The organism is Mesorhizobium sp. B2-1-1 (assembly GCF_006442975.2).
Lineage (GTDB): Bacteria > Pseudomonadota > Alphaproteobacteria > Rhizobiales > Rhizobiaceae > Mesorhizobium.
Map to the genome: position 1 here is coordinate 2,341,345 of NZ_CP083954.1, position 21,625 is coordinate 2,362,969.

Annotated in this window: 18 protein-coding genes and 1 pseudogene; 10 read left to right on the forward strand and 9 right to left on the reverse strand. The window is 62.1% G+C overall.

The genetic code is table 11. The features are described 5' to 3' along the window. From FJ972_RS11495 to FJ972_RS11505, 3 genes are all read right to left on the reverse strand, one after another. Nucleotides 1-561 (reverse strand): nucleoside-diphosphate kinase, encoded by a 561-nt coding sequence (locus FJ972_RS11495; protein ID WP_140525741.1) that lies wholly within the window; start codon nucleotides 559-561, stop codon nucleotides 1-3. A 162-nt stretch (nucleotides 562-723) separates the two neighbouring features. After that, nucleotides 724-1,188 (reverse strand): nucleoside diphosphate kinase regulator, encoded by a 465-nt coding sequence (gene rnk, locus FJ972_RS11500; protein WP_140525742.1) that lies wholly within the window; start codon nucleotides 1,186-1,188, stop codon nucleotides 724-726. A 630-nt stretch (nucleotides 1,189-1,818) separates the two neighbouring features. Next, nucleotides 1,819-2,265, reverse strand: a complete 447-nt coding sequence (locus FJ972_RS11505; RefSeq protein WP_224519094.1) for a hypothetical protein — start codon at nucleotides 2,263-2,265, stop codon at nucleotides 1,819-1,821. A 174-nt stretch (nucleotides 2,266-2,439) separates the two neighbouring features. On the opposite strand from FJ972_RS11505, the gene FJ972_RS11510 reads away from it, so the two are divergent. The 4 genes from FJ972_RS11510 to FJ972_RS11525 are packed head-to-tail and all read left to right on the forward strand — an operon-like array spanning nucleotide 2,440 to nucleotide 6,038. Further along, a complete protein-coding gene (locus FJ972_RS11510) occupies nucleotides 2,440-2,961 on the forward strand; it encodes a hypothetical protein (protein ID WP_140525743.1) in 522 nt (173 codons plus the stop codon). An 11-nt stretch (nucleotides 2,962-2,972) separates the two neighbouring features. Continuing rightward, on the forward strand, nucleotides 2,973-3,665 hold the full coding sequence (locus FJ972_RS11515) for a CBS domain-containing protein (RefSeq protein ID WP_140525744.1): 693 nt from the start codon (nucleotides 2,973-2,975) through the stop codon (nucleotides 3,663-3,665). Between the two features lie 10 nt (nucleotides 3,666-3,675). After that, the gene (gene fdxA, locus FJ972_RS11520) at nucleotides 3,676-4,014 is read left to right on the forward strand and encodes a ferredoxin FdxA (protein WP_140525745.1); all 339 of its coding nucleotides are present in this window, start codon (nucleotides 3,676-3,678) and stop codon (nucleotides 4,012-4,014) included. Between the two features lie 5 nt (nucleotides 4,015-4,019). Next, complete coding sequence (locus tag FJ972_RS11525; RefSeq protein WP_140622691.1) at nucleotides 4,020-6,038, forward strand: hydantoinase/oxoprolinase N-terminal domain-containing protein; 2,019 nt, start codon at nucleotides 4,020-4,022, stop codon at nucleotides 6,036-6,038. Nucleotides 6,039-6,082: 44 nt separating this feature from the next. Here the strand turns inward: FJ972_RS11525 and FJ972_RS11530 are convergent. The 3 genes and pseudogenes from FJ972_RS11530 to FJ972_RS11540 form a co-directional block, all read right to left on the reverse strand. Then, nucleotides 6,083-6,359: pseudogene (locus tag FJ972_RS11530) on the reverse strand (zinc-binding dehydrogenase); the annotation flags it as partial. Nucleotides 6,360-6,458: 99 nt separating this feature from the next. Then, on the reverse strand, nucleotides 6,459-7,517 hold the full coding sequence (locus FJ972_RS11535) for a hybrid-cluster NAD(P)-dependent oxidoreductase (RefSeq protein ID WP_140521271.1): 1,059 nt from the start codon (nucleotides 7,515-7,517) through the stop codon (nucleotides 6,459-6,461). An 86-nt stretch (nucleotides 7,518-7,603) separates the two neighbouring features. Further along, the gene (locus FJ972_RS11540; RefSeq protein ID WP_140521272.1) at nucleotides 7,604-8,461 is read right to left on the reverse strand and encodes a LysR family transcriptional regulator; all 858 of its coding nucleotides are present in this window, start codon (nucleotides 8,459-8,461) and stop codon (nucleotides 7,604-7,606) included. 126 nt (nucleotides 8,462-8,587) lie between these two features. On the opposite strand from FJ972_RS11540, the gene FJ972_RS11545 reads away from it, so the two are divergent. The 5 genes from FJ972_RS11545 (at nucleotide 8,588) to FJ972_RS11565 (ending at nucleotide 13,897) form a co-directional block, all read left to right on the forward strand. After that, complete coding sequence (locus FJ972_RS11545; protein ID WP_140521568.1) at nucleotides 8,588-9,670, forward strand: amidohydrolase family protein; 1,083 nt, start codon at nucleotides 8,588-8,590, stop codon at nucleotides 9,668-9,670. A 9-nt stretch (nucleotides 9,671-9,679) separates the two neighbouring features. Beyond that, nucleotides 9,680-10,033, forward strand: a complete 354-nt coding sequence (locus tag FJ972_RS11550) for a Rieske (2Fe-2S) protein (protein WP_140500687.1) — start codon at nucleotides 9,680-9,682, stop codon at nucleotides 10,031-10,033. Between the two features lie 120 nt (nucleotides 10,034-10,153). Beyond that, nucleotides 10,154-11,167 (forward strand): glycine betaine ABC transporter substrate-binding protein, encoded by a 1,014-nt coding sequence (locus FJ972_RS11555; protein WP_140577957.1) that lies wholly within the window; start codon nucleotides 10,154-10,156, stop codon nucleotides 11,165-11,167. Nucleotides 11,168-11,253: 86 nt separating this feature from the next. Then, nucleotides 11,254-12,384 carry a quaternary amine ABC transporter ATP-binding protein gene (locus FJ972_RS11560; RefSeq protein ID WP_413466333.1) on the forward strand — a complete coding sequence of 377 codons (1,131 nt, stop codon included), beginning with the start codon at nucleotides 11,254-11,256 and terminating at the stop codon, nucleotides 12,382-12,384. Then, the gene (locus FJ972_RS11565) at nucleotides 12,371-13,897 is read left to right on the forward strand and encodes an ABC transporter permease (RefSeq protein ID WP_210239839.1); all 1,527 of its coding nucleotides are present in this window, start codon (nucleotides 12,371-12,373) and stop codon (nucleotides 13,895-13,897) included. The genes FJ972_RS11560 and FJ972_RS11565 overlap by 14 nt, the downstream gene beginning before the upstream one ends. An 80-nt stretch (nucleotides 13,898-13,977) precedes the next feature. On the opposite strand, the gene FJ972_RS11570 is transcribed toward FJ972_RS11565, so the two are convergent. The 3 genes from FJ972_RS11570 to FJ972_RS11580 are packed head-to-tail and all read right to left on the reverse strand — an operon-like array spanning nucleotide 13,978 to nucleotide 20,458. Then, entirely contained in the window at nucleotides 13,978-15,534 is a 1,557-nt protein-coding gene (locus tag FJ972_RS11570) for a trimethylamine methyltransferase family protein (RefSeq protein ID WP_224684688.1), read from the reverse strand. Nucleotides 15,535-15,548: 14 nt separating this feature from the next. Continuing rightward, nucleotides 15,549-18,014, reverse strand: a complete 2,466-nt coding sequence (locus FJ972_RS11575; RefSeq protein WP_140521274.1) for a GcvT family protein — start codon at nucleotides 18,012-18,014, stop codon at nucleotides 15,549-15,551. Continuing rightward, entirely contained in the window at nucleotides 18,011-20,458 is a 2,448-nt protein-coding gene (locus FJ972_RS11580; RefSeq protein ID WP_140521275.1) for an FAD-dependent oxidoreductase, read from the reverse strand. Before FJ972_RS11580 ends, FJ972_RS11575 begins: the two co-directional genes overlap by 4 nt. Nucleotides 20,459-20,577: 119 nt before the next feature. On the opposite strand from FJ972_RS11580, the gene FJ972_RS11585 reads away from it, so the two are divergent. Further along, nucleotides 20,578-21,555, forward strand: coding sequence for a LysR family transcriptional regulator (locus FJ972_RS11585; RefSeq protein WP_140521276.1), 978 nt, complete (start codon nucleotides 20,578-20,580; stop codon nucleotides 21,553-21,555). The last annotated feature ends 70 nt before the right edge of the window (nucleotides 21,556-21,625 follow it).

Genomic DNA, 21,625 nt, shown 5'->3' on the forward strand with positions numbered 1-21,625 from the left:
TCAGGCGGCCGACGGCCCCGGGTCGTCAAACCCGTCGTTGAAAGCCGCCATGGCCCTGTTTTCCGCGTTGGGTTCTGCCTCATCAGAGTGATGGACGACGCGCAAAACCGGTCCGTTCGGTCGCCACGGCTCCGGCGCCGCACTCCCCGCCAGCTTCAATCTCTCACGCCTTGCGGCTTCCGGTTGGTAGACCACTTCATGCACAGTCAGTGTTTCATGGCCGCCTTGCGCGGTCGGAATGGACATGGACTGACCTTCGGCCAGACCAAGCAGCGCGAGGCCGCGCGGGTTGGTGATCGGCAAAAGCATGCCAACCAGACCGCGCATCTCGTCATGTGCGACGATGCGGGTCTCGGCAGGGCCGTCGTTTACACGATAGGTCACTCGGGTGCTGAGCGTCACGACCGTTGGCGGAATGTCTTCTCGAAACATCACAATTGCGCTCGAAATCTTCCGTTGAAGGACAACGGACAAGGCATCGCCGCGGGGATGGCGCTCTTGCATCACTTCAAGAATCGTGAAGTCCTTGGTGGTCAGTTGGCAGCTATCGATAGTGGGCATGGTGCGTCTCCAAGACGGACCCGTGAAAGGGTTCCGGCGTCAAGCATTTGATCGGATGTGGAAGCTACCCCCTGTGCCGGACCAGAACAGGCCGGCGCAGGGGTCACACTCCCGCGATCAAACTGCCTGCGTGATTGAGGAGACGGATGGAAACGCCCATGTCTAGGCGTCTGCCGGGATCGCCGAAGACGCTGGTGCGCGCCGATCGACTGCATCGCCGTCCGCAGCGGGTTGGCCTACGGCGAGCACCGACAGTTTGTGCCGGCGCCCATCGCGCGCGGTCCACATGATCGACTGTTCGGCCGAGAGGCCGATCAGGGCCGTGCCGATCGGCGTGAGGACTGAAACCTTGCCTTCGGAGATATCCGCGTCGCCAGGAAAAACCAGCGTGACTGTCTTGGCATTGCCAGTATCGGGCTTGAATGTCACCGTCGAACCCATCTGGACGGTGCCGGCGGAGACCGAACCATCGGCGACTATACGTGCCCGCTCGAGTTCGGCGAGCAGTTCATCGGAGGCCTCCGGATTGCGCGCGGCCACGGTGCTCGCAACCGCCGACAGACGCGCATGGTCTGACTGTGAGATGCGGATGTTCGGCTTGCGCCGGGTTTTCGTGTTGTCTTGCATTTGAATACTCATGCTTCCGCTCGGACCAGCCGCCACGGAGGGTGCCGGAATCGGGCCAATTCGTGAAAATCTCGATGGAACGCCGATGCTCCGGAGGCTTGAGGCCCTGCGGAACCATCCCATGTGTGGGCAAACACACCGCCCCTCGGCTCGGGGCGCGCATGGCAGCCGAGCCGGGGGCTACATTCCCGCTATGGGGCAAACCCGGAAAAGAAAATCGCGACGGATTCTGACTGCGGCGTTCATAGGACCATAGTTGGTGAAGCAATCCGGGAAGTCAAGTCAGCCACCTCGGTGCAGTCTGGCGGCTATCAATCCTAAACTTAGTCAGAGCGAGCGCCAAGCAACGTTCTTATCACCAGCTCTCTTCCGGCCCGGTTTATTCCGGTCCCGCTGGGTCTTTCTTCAGCCAGTCCGAGAAAGACAAGACGTTCGGCCAAGGCTTTCGATAGAGATGGGTAGGGTCCGCGGTTCATTCGCTTGAGTGCCGTCTGCTCCTCGTTGGTGAGATCGTTCCAGATAACTGTCATGAGAGCCATCTCCCTTGTGTGCACTATCAAGCCGATGCCGATCCTGAATTGTCCAGCGACGGGCTGCGACCATGAATTCATTGGGCCCGGAAGGTCTTGCTTATGGAACGGCATCTGTTCCGACAATGCCGCCTTCATTCTCCAGAACGCCGATCCGCTTGACTTCCGAGCGGTTGAGCTTCAGGCGAACGCCGATACCGCCGCCGTTCTCGGCAATGAAAACGGCGCCGGCGCTTTCAAGCGCGGTTTGCAGCGTGTCGCAGATATCTCGGTCAGGAAGGTTGATCCGGCGCTCGAATTCTTCGATGACCAGCGCATCCACGCCTGAATTGCCGGCGAGCTTTTCACGGGTCCATTCGACCAGTGCGCGAGCGGCACGGCATTGAGCACCAGTGATCATCCTCAAAATCTCCTTCTGGATCGCTTTGGGAGCGAATTGCCGCCTGCTGAAACCCAGGACGCTGGGAGTGCGACGGCCGCGTCCGTAAAAAATGCATATCGAATCCGAAAAGGAAAGGGTTGCGCCCCTCACCGCGATCGGAATCATGATGCAAAATAATTGTGCTGAAGCGGCAATAAATTTCGTTTGTCTTGCAGATAAGGATGAGTGAAGCTCGTGCGTAGCGAAACGACAGATTGGGTGCCAGCCAGCAGGTCTCAACGCTAGGGGACTGTTTGGCGATATCGCGCGAAGGGCACCTTGGGCTCGGCAATGACAATAATGGACAGGCTTGAACACGATTTCGGCAGGATCCTTTCTGGCCCGGACATTCGGCGTCATGTCGTCGGTCGAATGGTATCTGCCAATCGCCCTGACGCAGATGACGGCATCCCAATCGTACCCGTGGATGACAATGCTCTCAAAACCCGGCTGCGCGAGGAACTGCTCCTGCAAGCACGGACCCGGCTGCCGATCACCTATGCAAGACTGGCCAAGAGCATGGTTGGTTCGCAAGCAACAGGCGTGATCCAGGGTGCACTCGAACAACTGATGGACGACGATGCGGACGAAGGCCTGCCATTGCTTGCGGCCGTTGCCGTGAACGCGCTCGATCCTGGTTTGCCCGCTCCCTGGTTCTTCCACAAAGCCGAGGACATGGGGCTGTTCGCTGGCGATCCGGCCGATCTGGAAGCGTACGCTTTCCATGCAAGGGAGTTTTGTCGCGCGATCCATCTCCATGCTGGCAACGGGCAAGGCTCTGGAACGACCTTGCCGCCGGTACTGCCGCCTGCAGGCCGGTGAAGGAGAACGAAATGCTGATCGCCAAGGACGTCATGACGTCGCCGGCCATCGCGGTAGGGCCTGACAGTACGGTGGACGAGGTCGCCGATATTCTTCTGTCGCACGGGATCAGCGCCGTGCCGGTGATCGATCGAGGTGCGCTGCTGGGCATCGTCAGTGAAGGAGACCTGATCCGCCGGGCGGAGATCGGAACAGCACCGCAGGGTCGTTCCTGGTGGCTTCATTTATTCACCAACAACGCGGTTCAGGCGGAAGACTATGTCAAATCTCATTCCGATCATGTGATCGACGTCATGACACAGCAGGTTGCGACGGTGGTCGAGAGTACGCCAGTCGCCGAGATCGCAATCCTGCTTGAGCACAATCGGATCAAGCGTGTCCCAGTGCTGCGCGACGGGCAGGTGGTTGGGATCGTCAGTCGCGCTAATCTGGTGCGAGCGCTGGTCATTGCCAGGAAAGGGTGGCGCGCTCCGGCCTTGCATGACGACAGCAGCATCAGGATGGAGATTGTCGATGCCTTGCGATCCGAATCGTGGCCCTCGAGTTCGGACGTGATCGTGAACAACGGCGTGGTCACCCTGTGGGGAACGTATCTGTCGGAGCAGGAGCGGAAAGCCTCGATCGTCCTGGCTGAAAACACCGCTGGCGTGCGGGCTATCGATGACCATCGCATTCCCTTCGATATGACCTACGGCTTGGTCTGAAGGCCACCGAATGACATTCGTGGTCACCGACAATTGCATCAAATGCAAATACATGGACTGCGTGGAAGTCTGCCCGGTGGACTGCTTCTACGAAGGCGAGAACATGCTCGTCATCCATCCCGATGAATGCATCGACTGCGGCGTCTGCGAGCCGGAATGCCCGGCGAAGGCCATTTTTCCCGATACCGAGCCTGGTCTCGACGATTGGCTCGCGCTGAACGCCGAGTATGCGTTTGTGTGGCCCAATATTGCGATCAAGCGCGATCCACCCGCCGACGCCAAGGCGTTCGACGGCGAAGCGGACAAGCTCGCGAAATATTTTTCGCCGGAACCTGGGTCGGGTGACTGATCAAAATGAACGCATGTGCGCACCAGCCGTCGCCACTTTATCTGGGCATTGACACTGGCGGCACGTACACCGATGCCGTGCTGTGGTCGGAATCCACAGGCATCGTGGCCAAGGCCAAGTCGCTGACCACGCGACACGATCTTGCCGAGGGCATCGCCGGCGCCGCAGACGCTGTTTTGTCCGAGGCAGTCATCGAGCCCAGCGCGATCAAGCTCGTCTCGATGTCGACCACGCTGGCCACCAACGCCCTCGTCGAAGGGCAGGGCGGGCGGGTCGCGCTGGTGATGATCGGCTTCACTGAAGCCGACCTTGCCCGGAACGGATTGTCAAAAGCCCTCGGCTCCGATCCCGTGATCTTTTGCCCGGGCGGACATGACGTCCACGGAGATCCGCGTGAGCTGGTGCTCGACGCTCTCGTGGCTGCGCTGCCGTTTCTAGCCGACACAGTTTCAGGCGTCGCCGTGGCCTCCTATTTTGCCGTTCGCAATCCCGAACACGAAATCGCGGTACGTGACGTCATCCGCGAGCGCACCGGGCTCCCGGTGACCTGTTCGCATGAATTGTCGTCGAAACTCGGCGGCCCGCGTCGGGCGCTGACCACGCTTCTCAACGCCCGGTTGATCTCGATGATCGATCGCCTTGTCGACGCCACCGAGAGCTTTCTGGCAAGACGCGGGATCGTCGCTCCGCTCATGGTCGTGCGCGGCGACGGCGCGCTCATTACCGCAGAATTCGCCCGCGCTCGGCCAATCGAGACCATTCTGTCAGGACCAGCGGCAAGCCTGGTGGGGGCGCGGTACATGACCGGCATCGATGATGCGGTGGTGTCCGACATCGGCGGCACCACCACCGACATCGCAGTTCTGGACGGCGGCCGCCTGCGGCTCGATCCGGAAGGCGCCACCGTCGGCGGAATGCGAACCATGGTGGAAGCCGTCGCCATGCGCACCTTTGGCCTTGGTGGGGATTCGGAAGTTTCGCTTCATGAGCAGTCGTTGGCTTCGACGATCGTGCTCGGGCCCCGGCGGCTGGTACCGCTCGCGCTCGCCGCGGTGAAACATGGCGATGCCATATACCAAGGTCTCAAGCGGCAATTGCTCAGTCCCAACACCAGCCGGCTGGACGGCCGCTTCGCATTGCGCACAGGTGTGCCCGAACGTCTAGCCGCAGGCCTGACGGTTACCGAGACGCGGCTCTATGCTGACATTTCGGCAATTCCCGCCGCGCTCGACCGGTTGCTCGTATCGACGTCACAGGTCGCGACGCTCAATCGCCTCGTCGCACGTGGCCTGGTGCATATCGTCGGCTTCACGCCATCCGATGCAGCCCATGTGCTCGGCCGGCAAGGGAACTGGGATCCTGTCGCGGCTCGACTGGGCGCCGAATTGTTCTCACGCAAGCGCGACGGCCAGGGGCATCGTGTCGCCAAAGGCGCAGAAGCGTTTTCCGAGATGGTTCTTGCCGCCGTCACCCGGCGTTCTGCCGAAGTAATTCTTGAATCGGTATTTGCCGAGGACGGGCTGGAGGGCGGCGTCTCCGTTGCCAACCCGCTGGTTCAGCGGGCGGTTGGCGGGCGAGGCGGCATGGCGCGGCTGTCGATCGCGCTCGACCGGCCGGTGATCGGCCTCGGGGCGTCGGCTTCGCTGCACTTTGCCGGGCTGCCGCAATTGATCGGCAATGAATGCAGCATTGCCGAACACGCCGATGTCGCAAATGCGTTGGGCGCCGTGGTTGGGCAGGTGCGAATGTCAGCGGAAGCGCGTGTCAGCCAACCGGAGATCGGGCTTTTCCGTCTCAATTCCGGCGAGCGGCTGGACGACTATGACACCGAGGACGAGGCGATGGCCGCAGCCGAAGCCCACATTCGAGTCTTGGCGGCAGGTCTTGCCGAGCGCGCCGGGGCCGATCAGGCTCGGATCGAGATCGCACGCGACATAAGAGTTGCTACAATCGAAGGCGAGCGCAGTTTCGTGGAAGCCATCGTCGTCGCGACAGCCACCGGGCGGCCGCGAATCGCGTCGTGACATGCACGCGTTGTTGTGAGTGAAGCGTTGTCGGGTGACAATGCTCTGACAGTATTTTTTCCTGAGGCGGCGATCGCCTCGTCGAGATCGCGACCTTGCCAATGTTCGTCCGCAGCCGTCCGTTCCGCACCTGCTGGACGATCTCGCTCAACTGGCCACGACCGGACTCGACGACGAAATCGACCGCCAACCCATCCGCGGGCTGCGCCTCGGCTGGTCCGACGACGGTCACCAGCATACCTCGCCCCGGATCAGGGCTGCAGACCGCTTCTGGATGTCGCCACCGATGACGTCGAACACCAGATCGATGCTGCCTATGTCTTATCTCTCACGCGAATTGGTCATCGGTTCGGTGCCTTCCACGACAATATCGGTATTGAATTGCTTTGTGATTTGCACGGCCGCGGTGTGCGCCTGCAGTTACAAGTCTATCGACACCGCTCCCATGGGATGTGTGCAGCAGGCGAGCACATATCCGGCGTCCTTCTCCTGTGCGCTGAGTCCGCCGAAATCAGCCATTTCCACGTCGCCGCTGACCTTCAGCACACGACAGGTCCCACAAATCCCTTGCTGGCAAGCGCTTGGCAGGTACAGACCAACGCTCCGAGCGATTTCGAGCAGGGTCTGTGTCGAACGGCATTGGTGGGTGACACCTGTGCGAGCAAAACGCACGGAAGCGGCCTGGGCTGTTTGCAACACCGGTGCAGGCTTCAGCAGGCCGCCAAAGCTCTCCTCATGATACCGACCAGGATCCAAGCCGATGCTGTTGAGGGCGTTCCGGACTGCGTTCATGTAAGGCTCGGGCCCACAGGCATAAACGGTGCGCTCCCTAATGTCGGGAGCAAACTTCAGCAACATGGACTCACCAACCAATCCAGTTGGACCGGCCCAATTATGCACAGCTTCGGCGCAGACGACATGGACGTGAAAATTGCGATGGTCCCGTGCCAGGTTGTCAAGCTCGTCACCGAAGATGATGTCCTTCGGCGAGCGTGCGCTATGAATGAAGCAGACATCCTTGTCGGAGCCACTGTCGGCGAGCGTGCGCAGCATCGACATCACCGGTGTTATGCCGCTGCCGCCGGAGAGGAAAAGCGGCCGGTCGCTCCGCAGGTCATCCCAGTTGAAGCTGCCGGACGGGCCGTCGATCTCTATTTCGCTTCCCTGTTCGAGATTGTCATGCAGCCAATTGGAAGCGAGGCCGCCGGGGACGCGCTTGACGGTTATCCTGAGGTCTCCCACCCGGGTTGGCGGCGAAGAGATCGAGTAAGTCCGGACGGCCGGAGCGCCGTCGATCACGAGGTTCAGAGTGATAAACTGCCCGGCTTTGAACTGGCCGGCCTGCCCGCGCTTTGGACAAAAGACGAAGGTCTTCACGTCGTGCGTCTCCTGAACGATGCCGCGACAGATCAGCGTGTGACGTCCGCTGACGCGGTCGGATCGGCAGGAGGGAGCGAAAGAAACGAGGGCGTTCATCATCTGGCTCCCATTAAGGGGCCAAGAATGCCAGCAGGCCTACGTTCGATACAGGAGGAACCTCAAACATCTATGATCGACAATATCGATCAACCTTCCAGCGACATGACCGCAAGATGAAGCGCGCGAATGCCTTTCTTTATGATTGGCTCATGCCGGCGTCGCGCGAGAATTGCGGTGTAGACGGGCTGATGCAGAGTTGGAGCACCTTCCACAATGTGGGAGGGTTGCTCGGCGGCGAAGCGACGCGCATCGTCGGCGCGCATGTAGCAGGTGCCGCCTGCGCGCCTCAGCATATTGTCGGCCAGCGTTTCGGAGCCCATCGAAAGCCGGCACGCAGTCAGATTTGGCAACGCCTCGGCATGAGCCTTCTCGAGCGCAACGGTGTAACCCGGCCGGATGTAATTGTCCGGGCTTACATCGCTAAGCCGGCGTGCCTTGGTCGAGACCATTGTATATTCCTCGACCATCAGTTGGTCATATGTGATCTCGGGCAGGTAGCGTGGAGCATAAACAACAGCAATATCGAGGTTTCCCAGGCTCAGATCAGATATCATCTGCGGCGAGTAGTCGGATTCGACATGGATCGAGGACCGCGGCAAGACTTGCAGCAGCATTTCCAACCAACCAGGCAGGATCGAGCGGGTCATTCCAACCTGGGCAGCGACCCGAAGGCTGCCTTCGAATCTGTTAAAGGCGCGCACGTCGTGACGGGCCTGGGACCAGGTCGACAGCATTGACCGCGCGTAAACCTCAAACCGCCGCCCTGCCGCGGTCGGCTCGGCACCGGCGCGGCCGCGATGGAAGAGTTCGGACCCCACGGCGGCCTCCAGGTTCTTGACACGGGTGCTGACCGTCGATTGCGTCAGTCCGAGGCGCTCCGCCGACCGGTTGAAGTTTCGCGATTCAATGATGTCGAGAAACGTTTCTATTTGTTCCAACTGCATAGGCGAGCCATCGATTTTTGCGATCGTATCTAGCTGTTCATACGCTTGATCCGTGCACTATCAAAGCGGAAGTTCGGTGCAGAAGCCACGGCGTCAGTGACGGCCGCATCAAAGGAAGAGGGAAAAATGTTCATAGTCGATTGCGATTGCCACAACTATTGGTCCAACGCGACGGTGCTGGAGCCCTACCTGTCCGGTGTCTGGAAAGACATGTTCATCGAGGGCGAGAAGACCGGCCCGGTCGGCGCTTTTCCGCACGGCCATCGCCCCTGGTTTCATCCGCAGGATTTCTCCCGCAAGGATGTGCGACCGAAGGTGGAGGCGGACAACTACCTGATCATGAAGGAGAAGCACCTCGATAAATACAATGTCGGAGTGGCAATCCTAACTGGCGACGAGCCCATCGAAGCGTCGACACTGGCAAATCCCTATTACGCTAGCGCGCTGGTAAGCGCCTACAACGACTACCAGATCAATGAATGGCTGCCGAAAGACAGCCGCTTCATGGGCTCCATCATCATCGCACCGCAAGACCCGCGCCTTGCGGCGGCGGAGATCCGGCGCCTCGGCGCGCATCCCCGGATGGCGCAAGTTCTGGCCTCCCAAGGCTCTGTGCGGCCGTATGGCGACCCGTTCTATCACCCGATCTTCGAGGCCTGTGCCGAGGTCAGTTTGCCGTTCGCCATACATCTTGGTGGACATGGCGGCATCAACTGGAACGCTGTCGCGCCAGCGCCCACCACTTTCTTCTGGGAGACCCATGCGATCCTGCACATGTCGGCCATGTCGCATGTGGCAAGCATGATTGCCCATGGCGTTTTTGAGAAATGGCCGGACCTCTACTTCGTGATCATCGAGTGCGGCGTCGCCTGGGTCCCGTCGGTCCTGTGGCGCCTGGATGCCGACTACAAAGCACTGCGAAAAGAGACGCCATGGCTGAAAATGCTGCCGTCGGAATATTGCCGGCGTAACATACGTTTCTCCACCCAACCGCTGGAGCAGCCTTCGAATGTCAACCACCTCTGGGCGATCCTGGAGGCCATGGACGGGGAGCACACGCTGCTGTTTGCGTCCGACTACCCCCATTGGGACTACGATGACGTCAACACTTTGCACATCCCGCCGGAATGGCGCCGCAAGGTGCTCGGCCAGAATGCGCTAGACGTTTACAAGCGCATTCCCCGCCCGCAAGCCGCTGCTGCAGCGTGACGACCTGACATGGCTGAGAAGACGTATATTTGTCGCGCCGACGAGATCCAGGTCGGAACGCCGTTCATCGCCAAGGTGCGCAGCCTGTCGATCGGCGTGTTCCGGATCGGCGATAGTTTCCATGCGCTGCTGAATGTATGCCCGCATCGAGGGGCCCCCCTTTGTGAGGGACCGCAATGCGGAACGACTGCTCCCGTCGAGCGAGCCGAATTCATCTATCACCGTGAGAATGAAATCGTTCGCTGTGCCTGGCACGGGTGGGAATTCGACATCAGGTCGGGCGCAGCATTGGTCAACCCGTCCGTTCGCGCGAGGACGTTCCCAGTCTCCGTCGAGGCAGGGAGCATATACGTGACGGCCTGAGCATGGAGACACCCTCTGCCTACAGAGCGGGTATCGGAATCTCAACCACCGCCTTATGCGCTTCATCGTTTTTGCTAATGCGGCACAATTTGGGATGGATTGCCTGCACGTTTCGCTAACTTGACCAATAAGCTGAGAAAAATCAGCGCAACTCAACTGGGGAACGATATGAAAAACCGACTTCTTGCACCATCTCTCGGCGTTCTATTGTTGGCGCCGGTATCGTCGGCGTTCGGTGCAGACGTGACTATGCCGGATCCAAACTATGCTACCGCAACGGCGGTCATGAACGTCATCAAGAACGCGGCCGAACAGGAGCTTGGGCTCGACGTTTCCACCGTCACCACCACCGCAGTCCCAGTCATTTGGGAAGCCATGGATCGCAACAAAGGGGAGGTCGACATCTGGCCAGATGTCTGGCTGCCGAACCAGCAGGGCCTGGTAGACAAATATGTCAAAAGCGCCGGCACGGTGAAACTCGCGCAGAACGGCTACGAAGCCAAGCAAGGCTACTGCGTCACCCAGGTCACGATCGACAAATATGGCATCAAGGATGTCGCGGATCTCACCAATCCGGACAACGCCAAGATCTTCGACACCAATGGCGACGGCAAGGGCGAAATCTGGATCGGCGCGTCAGGCTGGCAGTCGACAAACATCGAAAAGGTGCGGGCCCGCGACTATGGATTCGCCGATTTCTTCGATCTCCAGGTGACCGACGAAGCGGTGGCCGCGGCATCGCTCGACCGGGCCGCGAAGGCAGACAAGCCATGGGTCGGCTACTGCTACGGCCCACACCAGAATTTCGCCCGCTACAAGCTTGCCTTTCTCACCGAACCGAAACACGACCCAGCCAAGTTCATGATGCTGCAACCGAGCGAGGATCCTCAATGGTTCGAAAAATCGAAAGTGTCGTCGGCATATGCTGACACCACCGTGCACATCGCCTATGCTGGTTCGCTGGCCCAGCGGCAACCGGAACTGACCGCCGCCCTGGATCGGATTACTTTCAATCCGGACGACATCAGCAAATGGGCCTATGCAATCATCGTCGACAAGAAGCCGGCAGGCGATGTGGCGAAGGAATGGATCAAAGCCCACCCCGACGACGTGGCGAAGTGGTTCGGTCATTGAAGGCCAGGGCCGGCATTGCAGGCTCTGAACCGGCCTGCACTGTTGCCCGGCCGCTCAAATCCGTGATCGGACGGGAGCGGTAGACGGTGGACACCGCACCGATCATTGCGCCGGGAGGACCCGGCCTGGCGGACCGCGGAGACGCGGCAAGCCACGGTGCCGCCATCATTTTGAAGGGCGTCTGGAAAATCTTTGGCGCCCGCGCGCCAGTGGCGATGATGGCGATTTTGCGCGACCGCCTGGACAAGGACGAAGTGGCCAGGCGCTTCGGATGTGTCGTGGGCGTCGCCAACGTCAACATTTCGGTTCGGCCGGGTGAAATCTTCTGCGTCATGGGCCTGTCGGGCAGTGGCAAATCGACATTGATCCGCCATATAAACCGCCTGCTCGAGCCGTCCGCCGGCGAGATTTTCGTCGACGGTGAAAACGTCATGGCCAAGTCGCCCGCTGAGTTGAGGGCATTGCGGTCTCGCAGGATCGCCATGGTGTTCCAGAGCTTCGGTCTGCTTCCGCATCGCACCGTACGCGACAACGTCGCGCTCCCGCTGGAGATCCAAGCCGCGACCAAGCAGCGGAGATTTGACGCGGCCGAGGCGGCACTTGCCAAGGTGAACCTGTCGGGCTGGGGGGATCGCTACTGCCATGAGCTCTCAGGCGGCATGCAGCAGCGCGTCGGCCTCGCCCGCGCTTTGGCTGCCGATCCAGCGATCCTGCTCATGGACGAGCCATTCAGCGCGCTCGATCCCTTGATAAGGCGGCAACTTCAAGACGAGTTCCTGGCCCTCTCGCGCTCGATGGGAAAGACAGTGATCTTCATCACCCATGACCTCGACGAGGCGATCCGGATCGGCGATCGCATCGCGATCATGAAAGATGGCGTCATCGTCCAGACCGACACGCCCGAGGAGATCGTCACATCTCCGAAGCACGACTATGTCGCGAAATTCGTCGCCGACATCTCGCGCCTGAAGGTGATCACCGCCGGGCGCATCATGGAGTCGGTCGAGAGTTTCAAGAGCCGGTCTCATCCGGAATTGGACGTCGAGCGGTTGCGCAGGGTGGATTCTCGAGAATCCCTGGCCGAACTCGTCGAACTCGCGGCACGGGATGCCGCACCGCTTGCTGTGACAGATCCCGGTGGGTCTGTCGTCGGCATCGTCGACAGGCAGATACTGCTCGACGGTCTGCGAAAGGGCGAAATCCGTGAACGCCCATGATCCTGTCGCTGTGCAATCGATAGAGCACGCCCAACCGGTAGAGGAAGGACTCGTACGAGAATTCGTCCTCCGCAACCCCGATTACTATATCGATGTGTTCGCCCGCATCCGGCGGGCTTCCGGTGCCGTCTGGCCGTTCAACCTGGCGGCCGTGCTGCTTGGACCGGTGTGGGCCGCTGCCCGAGGCATCACACTTCTGTTCTGGCTCATCTTCTTCCTGGAGACGCTTGCGGTGGTTCAGATCGGCGTCGGCGCGGCTGGCAACCTCGGCGCCGGGGAGCAAGCACGCGCCGAACGCGTCACCAAGCAGGCACAGGTGCGCGCGGAACAGGCAAAGGCCGCCGAGGCAGCGGGGGCGGACAATGCAGCTGGCCTGAAATCATCAGCGGCCGCTCTGGAGAAAGCTGCCAACACGGCCAGAATGCGGGCCGACGCCGCAAAAGCGAAGGCGCCGGTTGTAATTGGGTCCGGCATTGTCACTTTGCTCTTCGCCAGGTTGATCGCCGGTTTCCTCGCCAACCGGATGCTGGAGCGGCGCTTCGCGCGCTGGCGTTCGAACCCGACGCTTCAGCGCGGGCTCAATCATCCGCTGGCGCTATGCGCCCTTGCCTTCTGCATCGCAGCCTATGGGCTTTCGGTCTATCGCTTCGCCGCGCCGACACCAGCCGTCTGGCTGATTGCCGCGCCCTCGAATCGCGAGTGGCAGGCCGCGTTGTCATCGGGTCTGGACAGCCTGATGGGAGCGGTGTCGCATCTCGGGGAGGGCTTTTTCGGCGGCATCACAGGCGCAATATCGTTGGTGCTCGATGCCTTGGCCTATGGACTGACGGGCATGCCCTGGCCAGTGACAATGGCGATCATTCTAGCCCTGGCCTGGCAACTGGCGGGGCCGCGCGTCGCCATCTTCACCGCGGCTGCGCTCGCCTATCTTGCCGTGCTTGGCTTTTGGGAAAAGAGCCTGGAAACAGTCGCCCTGTTGGGCACATCGGCCATTATCTGCCTCGCGATAGGAATTCCGCTTGGGATATGGTGCGGGCGCCGACCGCGCGTCTATGCCGCCGTGCGGCCGGTGCTCGACTTCATGCAGACCATGCCGGCATTTGTCTATTTGATCCCGGTGATCGCATTGTTCGGCATCGGCAAGCCGCCCGGCGTCATCGCCACGCTGATTTTCGGTACGCCGCCAGTGGTGCGCCTGACTGCGCTCGGTTTGCAGGGTGTCCCGCCGGCCATTAGAGAGGCCGCGCAAGCCTATGGTGCAACAAGATGGTTTCTCCTGACCCGGGTCGATCTCCCGCTAGCGATGCCTTCCATCATGGCCGGCATAAACCAGACCATTTTGATGTGCCTTTCAATGGTGGTCATCGCTTCCCTGATCGGCGCCAAAGGGTTGGGAGAAGATGTCCTCAATGCGCTTCAATACGCAGCTGTCGGGCAGGGACTGCTCGCGGGCTTCGCCATACTTCTCTGCGCCATGATCATCGACCGTATCGTGCAAGGACGAACCAGATAAAGCCGTTTGGGAACGATCTTCTCGTGGAGCTCGGCCGGTCAACATTCCACGAACGGGCCATCAAAGATGCGGTACCGGCTCTAGAAATAAGCCTGGTCCGGCTCGCTGGCCTTGCGGTTGGCGATGAAGGCCTGGAGCGCTTCGTCGATCGCCGGATCGAGCCCCGGATCCTGGTAGTCGTCGAGCAGCCTCTTCCATTGCCGGTTGGCGCGTTGCGCGGCGTCGAGCCGGCCGTCCTCGTTCCATTGCTCGAAGGAATTGTTGTCGCTGCTGGTGGAGCGATAGAAGGCCGAGAGGAAATTGGACTGCGTATGCGCACTGCCCAGGAAATGCGATCCCGGCCCGACCGCTTCGATCGCCTCCATCGCCTGCGCATTGAGCGACAGATCGATGCCTTCGAACAGGCTGGCGACCTTGCCGCAGAGATCGGCGTCGATGACCGTCTTTTCGAAACCGGTGACCAGTCCGCCCTCGAGCCAGCCGGTGGCGTGGTTGATCACGTTGGCGCCGGCAAACATCGACATCAATATGCCCCATGTCGCTTCCTGCTCGGCCTGTGCGTCGGGCAGCTTTGAGGCCGACAGCGAACCGACGGTGTGGAACGGAACGCCGACGCGACGCGCCAACTGCCCGCAGGCGAGCACCATCTTGCCCGCTTCCGGCGTCCCGAAGGTCGGCGCTCCACTCTGCATCGAGATCGTGCTGGCAAAGCTTCCCATCAGGCAGGGCGCGCCGGGGTTGATCAGCTGTACGAGGCTGAGACAGGCGAGCGCCTCGGCCAGCACCTGCGCCAGCGTGCCGGCGACCGTGCACGGGCTCATCGCGCCGGCCAGCGTCCATGGCGTGCAGGCGACCGGCTGGTTGTTGCGGGCGCAGACCTTCAGCGAACCCGACATGTTGGCGTCGAGCACCAGCGGCGCATTGGTGTTGGAGACGTTGTAGAGCACAGCGTTGTTGGCGACGAACTCCTCGCCGAAGACGATCTTGGCCATGTCGACCGCGTCCTGTGCTCGCCTCGAACCGATGAACGCGCCCATGAAGGCACGGTCCGAATGGCGGATGTGGGTGTAGAGCATGTCGAGATGACGCTTGTTGGCCGGCAGGTCGACAGGCTCGCAAACGACGCCGCCCGAATGATGTAGATGCGGGATCATCTGATGGATCTTCACCAGATCGCGGAAGTCCGCGATCGTGGCGTAGCGCCGTCCGCGATCGAGATCGTGGACGAAGGGCGGTCCCCACGACGGACACAGCACGGTGTTGTCGCCGCCGATCACCACCGTGTTGGCTGGGTTGCGAGCGTGCTGCTTGAATTGCGAAGGCGCGGTGGCGCGGATGATCGTGCGGCACATGCCGGGCTCGAAGCGAACCCTGGTGCCCTGCACGTCGGCGCCTGCATCGCGAAAGATGTCGAGGATCTCGGGATCGTCATGGAACTCCATGCCGACCTCCTTGAGCAGCCGGTCGGCATTCGCCTCGATCAGGCTCAGGCCTTCCTCGTCGAGGATATTGAACGTGCCGATCCGCCGGCTGATGTAGGGACGCCGCGGCGCCTGCTGGGCCAGGCGCTGGCCTTGCCTTCCCGCTCGGCCCCCGCTTCGTGGCGCTGGAGCGTCGATCATCGCGTCCTTGTCCATTTTCGTCTCCGTGATCAGGCAGGCATGAAGGCGGCCGGCGCATCGGCCTGAAGGCCGCGCAGCCGCAGATTGTCCGGATCGTAAGGCGCTTTCTTCAGCTCCCGCGCCGTCAGTTCCCTGCCGAGGATCGAGACGGTCAGGCCTTCAGCCGCAACACCGGGTCGCAGATAGGCGAGCGCAACGGTCTTGCCGGTGCGGAAGCCGTGGCTGCCGGAGGTAACGACCCCGACCGGGCGCCCCGCCTGCATCACGGCGTGGGCGTAGAACGGCAGCCTCTCGCCGTCGTCATCGATCTCGAGCAGCAGCATGGACCAGGCGCTTTCGCCGATGCGCTCCAGCATCGCCTCACGGCCGACGAACGTCCGGTTGTCAGTCTTGACCAGCGCACCCAGCCCAGCCTCCAGCGGCGTACGTTCGGTGGTCAGGTCGGCGCCCCAAGCACGATAACCTTTTTCCAACCGCATCGCGTTGAGCGCGTAGATGCCGAACGGACGCAGGTCGAACTGCGTTCCGACCTTGGTGATCGCTTCGTAGAGCTTGCCGAACTGCGCCAACTGAACGTGCAGTTCCCATCCGAGCTCACCGGCATAAGAGACCCGGAGCGCTGCCGTCTTGATGCCGGCCACGCGGATGATCTGCGCGGAAAGCCAGGGGAATGCAGCATTCGATAGATCGGCTTCGCAGATCTTTCCCAAGAGGTCACGGGCACGCGGCCCCATCACGCCGAGCACGCCGCGCCTCTCGGTGACGTTGTCGATCGTCACACCTGGAAACGCTGCGGCGCGTGAGCGTAGCAGACCTTCGTCATGTCGCTCCGCAAGTGCTGCGCTGGTCAAGTAGAACCCATCGTCGCCGAGTCGGGTCACGGTAAATTCCGACGCCACGCCGCCCTTTGCCGTCAGCGCGTGAATGAGCCCGATGCGGCCGTGACGTTCCGGTGGTCGGTTGGCGCCGAGCGAAGCCATGAAGGCGCTGGCGCCTGGTCCGCCGATCTCGAATTTGGAGAAGGCCGAAAGGTCGATGGCGCCGACGCTGGCCTGCACGTCACGGCACTCGCCGCGCACCGCGTCGAACCAGCCGGGCTTGCGGAAGGTCAGTGGCGGGTCACGGTCGGCGCCGTTGGCAGCGAACCAGTTCGGCCGCTCCCAGCCATAGGCGGCGCCCAGCACTGCCCCCTGGCTTCTCTGAAGTTCGAGCGCCGGCGTCGTGCGGCGCGGGCGGCCGGCCTCGCGTTCCTCGTTGGGATAGTGGATGCCGAATTGCAGGCCGAACCCTTCCACCGCCTTGTCGATGCGATAGTCGCGGTCGGCATAATTGCCGAAGCGGCGTGGGTCGATGGCAAGCGCATCCATTGGCGGTGATCCGTCGACGATCCAGTCGGCGAGAAAGCGACCGGCGCCGCCGCCTTCCATCACGCCCATGCTTGAGCCGGTGAGCAGCCAGCCATTGCCGAGGCCGAATGCCGGACCGACCAGCGGATTGGCATCCGGCGTGAAGGTGATCGGCCCGTTGACCACCGTCTTGATGCCGGCATTGGCGAGTGCCGGGACACGCTCCATCGCCAGCGCGATGATGTGCTCGACCCGATCCAGGTCGGGCGGCAGCAAGTCCATGCCGAATTCTGGTGGCACGCCATCGACCGCCCAGGGGTGAGCCGACTTTTCATAGGGGCCGACGATAAAGCCGTCGCGCTCCTGGCGCAGATACCAGCTTTCTTCCGGATCGCGGATGATCGGCAGTTCCTTGGCGCCGGCGGCGATCCGGTCGGCAATCTCGGGGACGGTATCGGTCACGACATATTGGTGCAGCATCGGCACCACGGGCAGGTCGAGCCCCATCATGGCGCCAATCTCGCGGCACCATGTGCCGGCCGCGTTCACCACATGCTTCGCGACAATGTCACCCTGTTGTGTGCGGACCAGCCACTCGCCCGATGGCTTGCGCTCGATTGCCAGGACCGGATTGTGGCGCACGATCTCGGCGCCGCGCGAGCGCGCGCCGCTGGCCATTGCGTTGGTCGCCAGCGTCGGATCGACATGACCGTCATTGGGCTCGTAGATCGCGCCTATGATGCCGTCGGTATGGCAGAGCGGATAGATCTGCTTGAGCTCATCGGGACTGAGAATGTGGAAGTCATGGCCGACGAACCGGCCAAGCCCCTGCACATGGCGGAATTCGTCCATGCGCTCCGGCGAGCGCGTAATGCGCAATGCGCCGCTTGGGTGGAAACCTGTCGGCAACCCGGTCTCGGCGGTCAGGATTTCGCGATAGAGCCGCACCGAATGCGCGCGCATCTCCATGATCGTCGCATTGTGGGCGAAATGCGTGCAGAGCCCGGCGGCGTGCCAGGTCGAGCCTGCTGTCAGCTCCTGCCTCTCGACGAGCATGACATCGCTCCAGCCGCGCTTGGCCAGGTGATAGAGCAGCGACACGCCCATGGCGCCGCCGCCGATAACGACCACGCGGGCCTGTTGTCTCATGAATTTTCCTCCGCGCTTACGCGCATGCGCGATCCGGTTGGGTCATAGGGTGGCTTGTCGAGTGGGCGCAGCCTGTAGCGCGCACCGGCCACCGCGATCTGGTAGTCGCAGGCAAGCAGCTGCGTTTTCGTCTCGCCTGGATCACAGGCAACGTAGCCCAGGCAAAGGCTGAGCCCCGTGCGAACGCCGAGGCCACCTGACGTCGTCAACCCGGCAAGTTTGCCGTCGCGATAGATCGGTTCGTCATGCAGCAGAAGCGGATTGTCGCCGTCGACGGCGAAATGCATGAGCCGGCGCTTCAGGCCATCGGCCTTCTGCTTCAGCAGGGCATCGCGGCCGATGAAATCATCCCTCTTCCAGGACACCGCGAAGGACAGGCCCGCCTCCAGCGGCGTGTCCTTCGGCCCGATATCATGGCCCCAATGGCGATAGCCCTTTTCCAACCGGCAGCCATCCAGCGCGTAGTGGCCACAAAAGGTCAGGCCATGGGCGCCGCCCGCTGAGACGATCATGGCAAGCAGGCTCTCGCCGTGTTCGACCGGCACATAAAGCTCGAAGCCGAGCTCGCCGACAAAGCTGACTCGGGTCGCCCGCACATTCGCGGTGCCGATGTCGATGCGGCGCGAAGTCGAGAACGGGAAGGCTGCGTCCGAAAGATCGACGTCGGTCAGGCTCTGCAGCAGCGCCCGCGAATTCGGCCCCATGACCCCGAGAACGGCCTCTGCGGACGTGGCGTCGAAGACCGAGACGTTGAGACCAAGATCCTCAGCATGGCGCGCGATCCAGTCAAAATCTTTCTGTCTGGTCGCGGCACCTGAAATAACCCGGAAGCCGTGCTCGTCGACTCGCGTGACCGTCACATCGGCCTCGATGCCGCCGCGTGCGTTGAGCATCTGCGTATAGACGGCGCGGCCTTCGGGCCTGTCGACGTCCCCCGCGCACAGGCTTTGCATCAGCTGGATCGCGTCGCGTCCACGCACATCGATCTTGGTGAAGGGCGAAAGCTCGAACAGGCCAACGCCTTGCGCCATTCGCTCGGCTTCGGCCCTGGCCGGGCTCCACCATTTCTGAGCGCCGACGGAATAGCCGCGCGTCTCCGTGCCGCCGAACCAGAGCGGTCGCTCCCAGCCGGTCGGCGCGCCGAACACAGCACCCGCTTCGGCGAACGTACGGTGAAAGGCGGAACGCCGCACGTCGCGCCCGGCGGCGGCCTGCTTGTAAGGCCAATGCATGCGGAAGAGGTCGGCAACCGCTTCCTCCATCCTGGCGCCGACGAAAGAGCGCGCCGCGGCGGCGCGGTCGAAGCGGGCGATGTCAAGCGCCCACAGATCGAGGCTGGGCTCGCCGTCGACGATCCATTCGGCCATGGCCTTGCCGGCGCCGGCCGACGACATCATGCCTGTCGAGTTGAAGCCGGCGGCGACATAGAAGCCGCGCAGATAGGGCGACTCGCCCATCAGCGGCCGCGTGTCGGGGGTAAAACTCTCCGGGCCATTCATGAAGTGCCTGATGCCGGTCTGCGACAGCGCCGGCAGGAGTTTCAGTCCGGCCGACATGAAAGGCTCGAACTGCTCCCAATCCTCGGGCAGTTCGAGGAATGGCCTGTCGCCAGCCGGTCCGCGAACATCGAAGAGCTTGGCGTTCGGCTCGAAGCCGCCCAACACCAGCTTGCCGGAATCGCCCTTGATGTAGATGCCTTCGTCGAGGTCGCGCAGGATGGGAAACGGATCCTGCAGACCGGCGATCGGCTCCGTCACGACATACATGTGCTCGACGGCCTGCAGCGGCACAGGAACGCCGGCGAGCGCGCCGATATCGCGCGCCCAGGCGCCGGCACAGTTGACGACGGTCTCGCAATCGATGGTGGCGCCGGAGGCCAGCTTGACGCCAGCGACCCGGCCGTTGCGGGTCACGATGCCCGAACAGGCTAACCCCTCGAGGATGCGGATACCGGCGGCGCGGGCCCGTTTTGCATAGGCCGCACAGATATCAACTGGATTGGCCTGGCCGTCTTCCTCGACCCACAGCGCGCCCTCGACGCCATCGGTGACGATGCCGCGCACGTGCTCGGCCACGCCCGCCTGATCGACAATCCCAACGGTGAGGCCGCAGACATCGCCCAAATGCGCGATGCGCTTCAGTTCGTCCATGCGCTCCGCACGTCGCGCCAGCCACAGGCCGCCGGTGCGGCGGTAGCCGGACGCCTGGCCCGTCAGTTCCTCGAGGCGTGGAAACAGCTCGGTCGCATATTGCGCCAGCCTTGTCAGGTTGAGGCTGGCGCGTAACGGACCGACGATTCCGGCGGCGTGCCAGGATGTGCCGCTGGTCAGTTGGTGGCGCTCCAGAAGGACGACATCGCTCACGCCCAGTTCGGCAAGGTGATAGGCAATGCCGAGGCCAATGACACCGCCGCCAATGATCACGATGCGTGCGCTGCCATTCACCTTGTGGGATACCTTCGCTGGATTGGAACAGCGCGATCTTTTCCCGCTAAACCACTTGCGCTCAACCCAAATTTCGCAACATTAGGAAAACTTATGATGCTTCACGGGCGGAGTTGCGGGTGAAGAGCGGCAGTTTCGATTTCAACCTTTTCCGATCGATCGAGGTTTTCGTCGCCATCGTCGAGACCAGGCACGTCACCCAGGCGGCACAGATGCTGGGCATGACGCAATCGGCCGCTTCGCAGCATCTGAAGAACCTGGAAAGCGCGCTCGGCGTCAGCCTGATCGATCGCAATTTGCGGCCGATCGAGCTCACCAAAGCCGGCATCGCGCTGCATCGCCGCGCCGTTGCCATACTGGCCGAGGTCGAGGGCCTGCGCACGGACGCGCGGCGCGTCAATGCAGCACCGCTGCCGCTGTTGCGCATCGCGCTTCTGGCGTCGATCGCGACAACGCTGGCGCCGGCGCTTTCGGTCCTTGCCCGCAAGGGGTTCGGCATTCCCGAGCTCAGCCTGTTCGCGGGTTTGGCGACCGACCACGTCGCCTTGCTGCGGGCCCGCCGCGCCGACCTCGCCGTCACCTCCGGCGAGCTGTTCGAGATTGAGGGACTGACACGTTATCCTGTGATGACCGAAAAATTCCTGCTGGTGACGCCAAAGGGTTTTGCCGGCGATGTCGGTGACATCGTCAAGCTCTCTAAGAAGCTCGCCTTCGTGCGCTTCTCGCGCGAGACGCCGGTTGGCCTGCGCGTCGACCAGCATCTGAGCCGCCTGCGCATCGAGATCCCGCGTGCCATGGAAGGTGACCGCTCCAGCGTGGTGATGGCGCCGGTCGCGGCCGGCATGGGCTTTGCGATCCTGACGCCGACCCTGCTCATCGACGGGCTGGCGGAGGGTATGGAGATTGACGTCCATCCCTTGCCGTTCACCGGGCTGTCGCGCAACATCCTTCTGGTCGCGCGCGAGCGGGAGCTCGGAAACCTCCCCGAGGCTTTCGCCACGCGTACCGCGGAGGTGCTGACCAACGCGATCAGCACGCGCCTGCCTGGCCTTCCCGCCGACTGCTATGCCGTCGATCGCCCCTCGTTGCATGACTAATCAACTCCATCAGTTATCCTGATAAGGAGGTTTGGCGGTGTGCGCGCCGCGCATTCCGTGTTTTCAATCC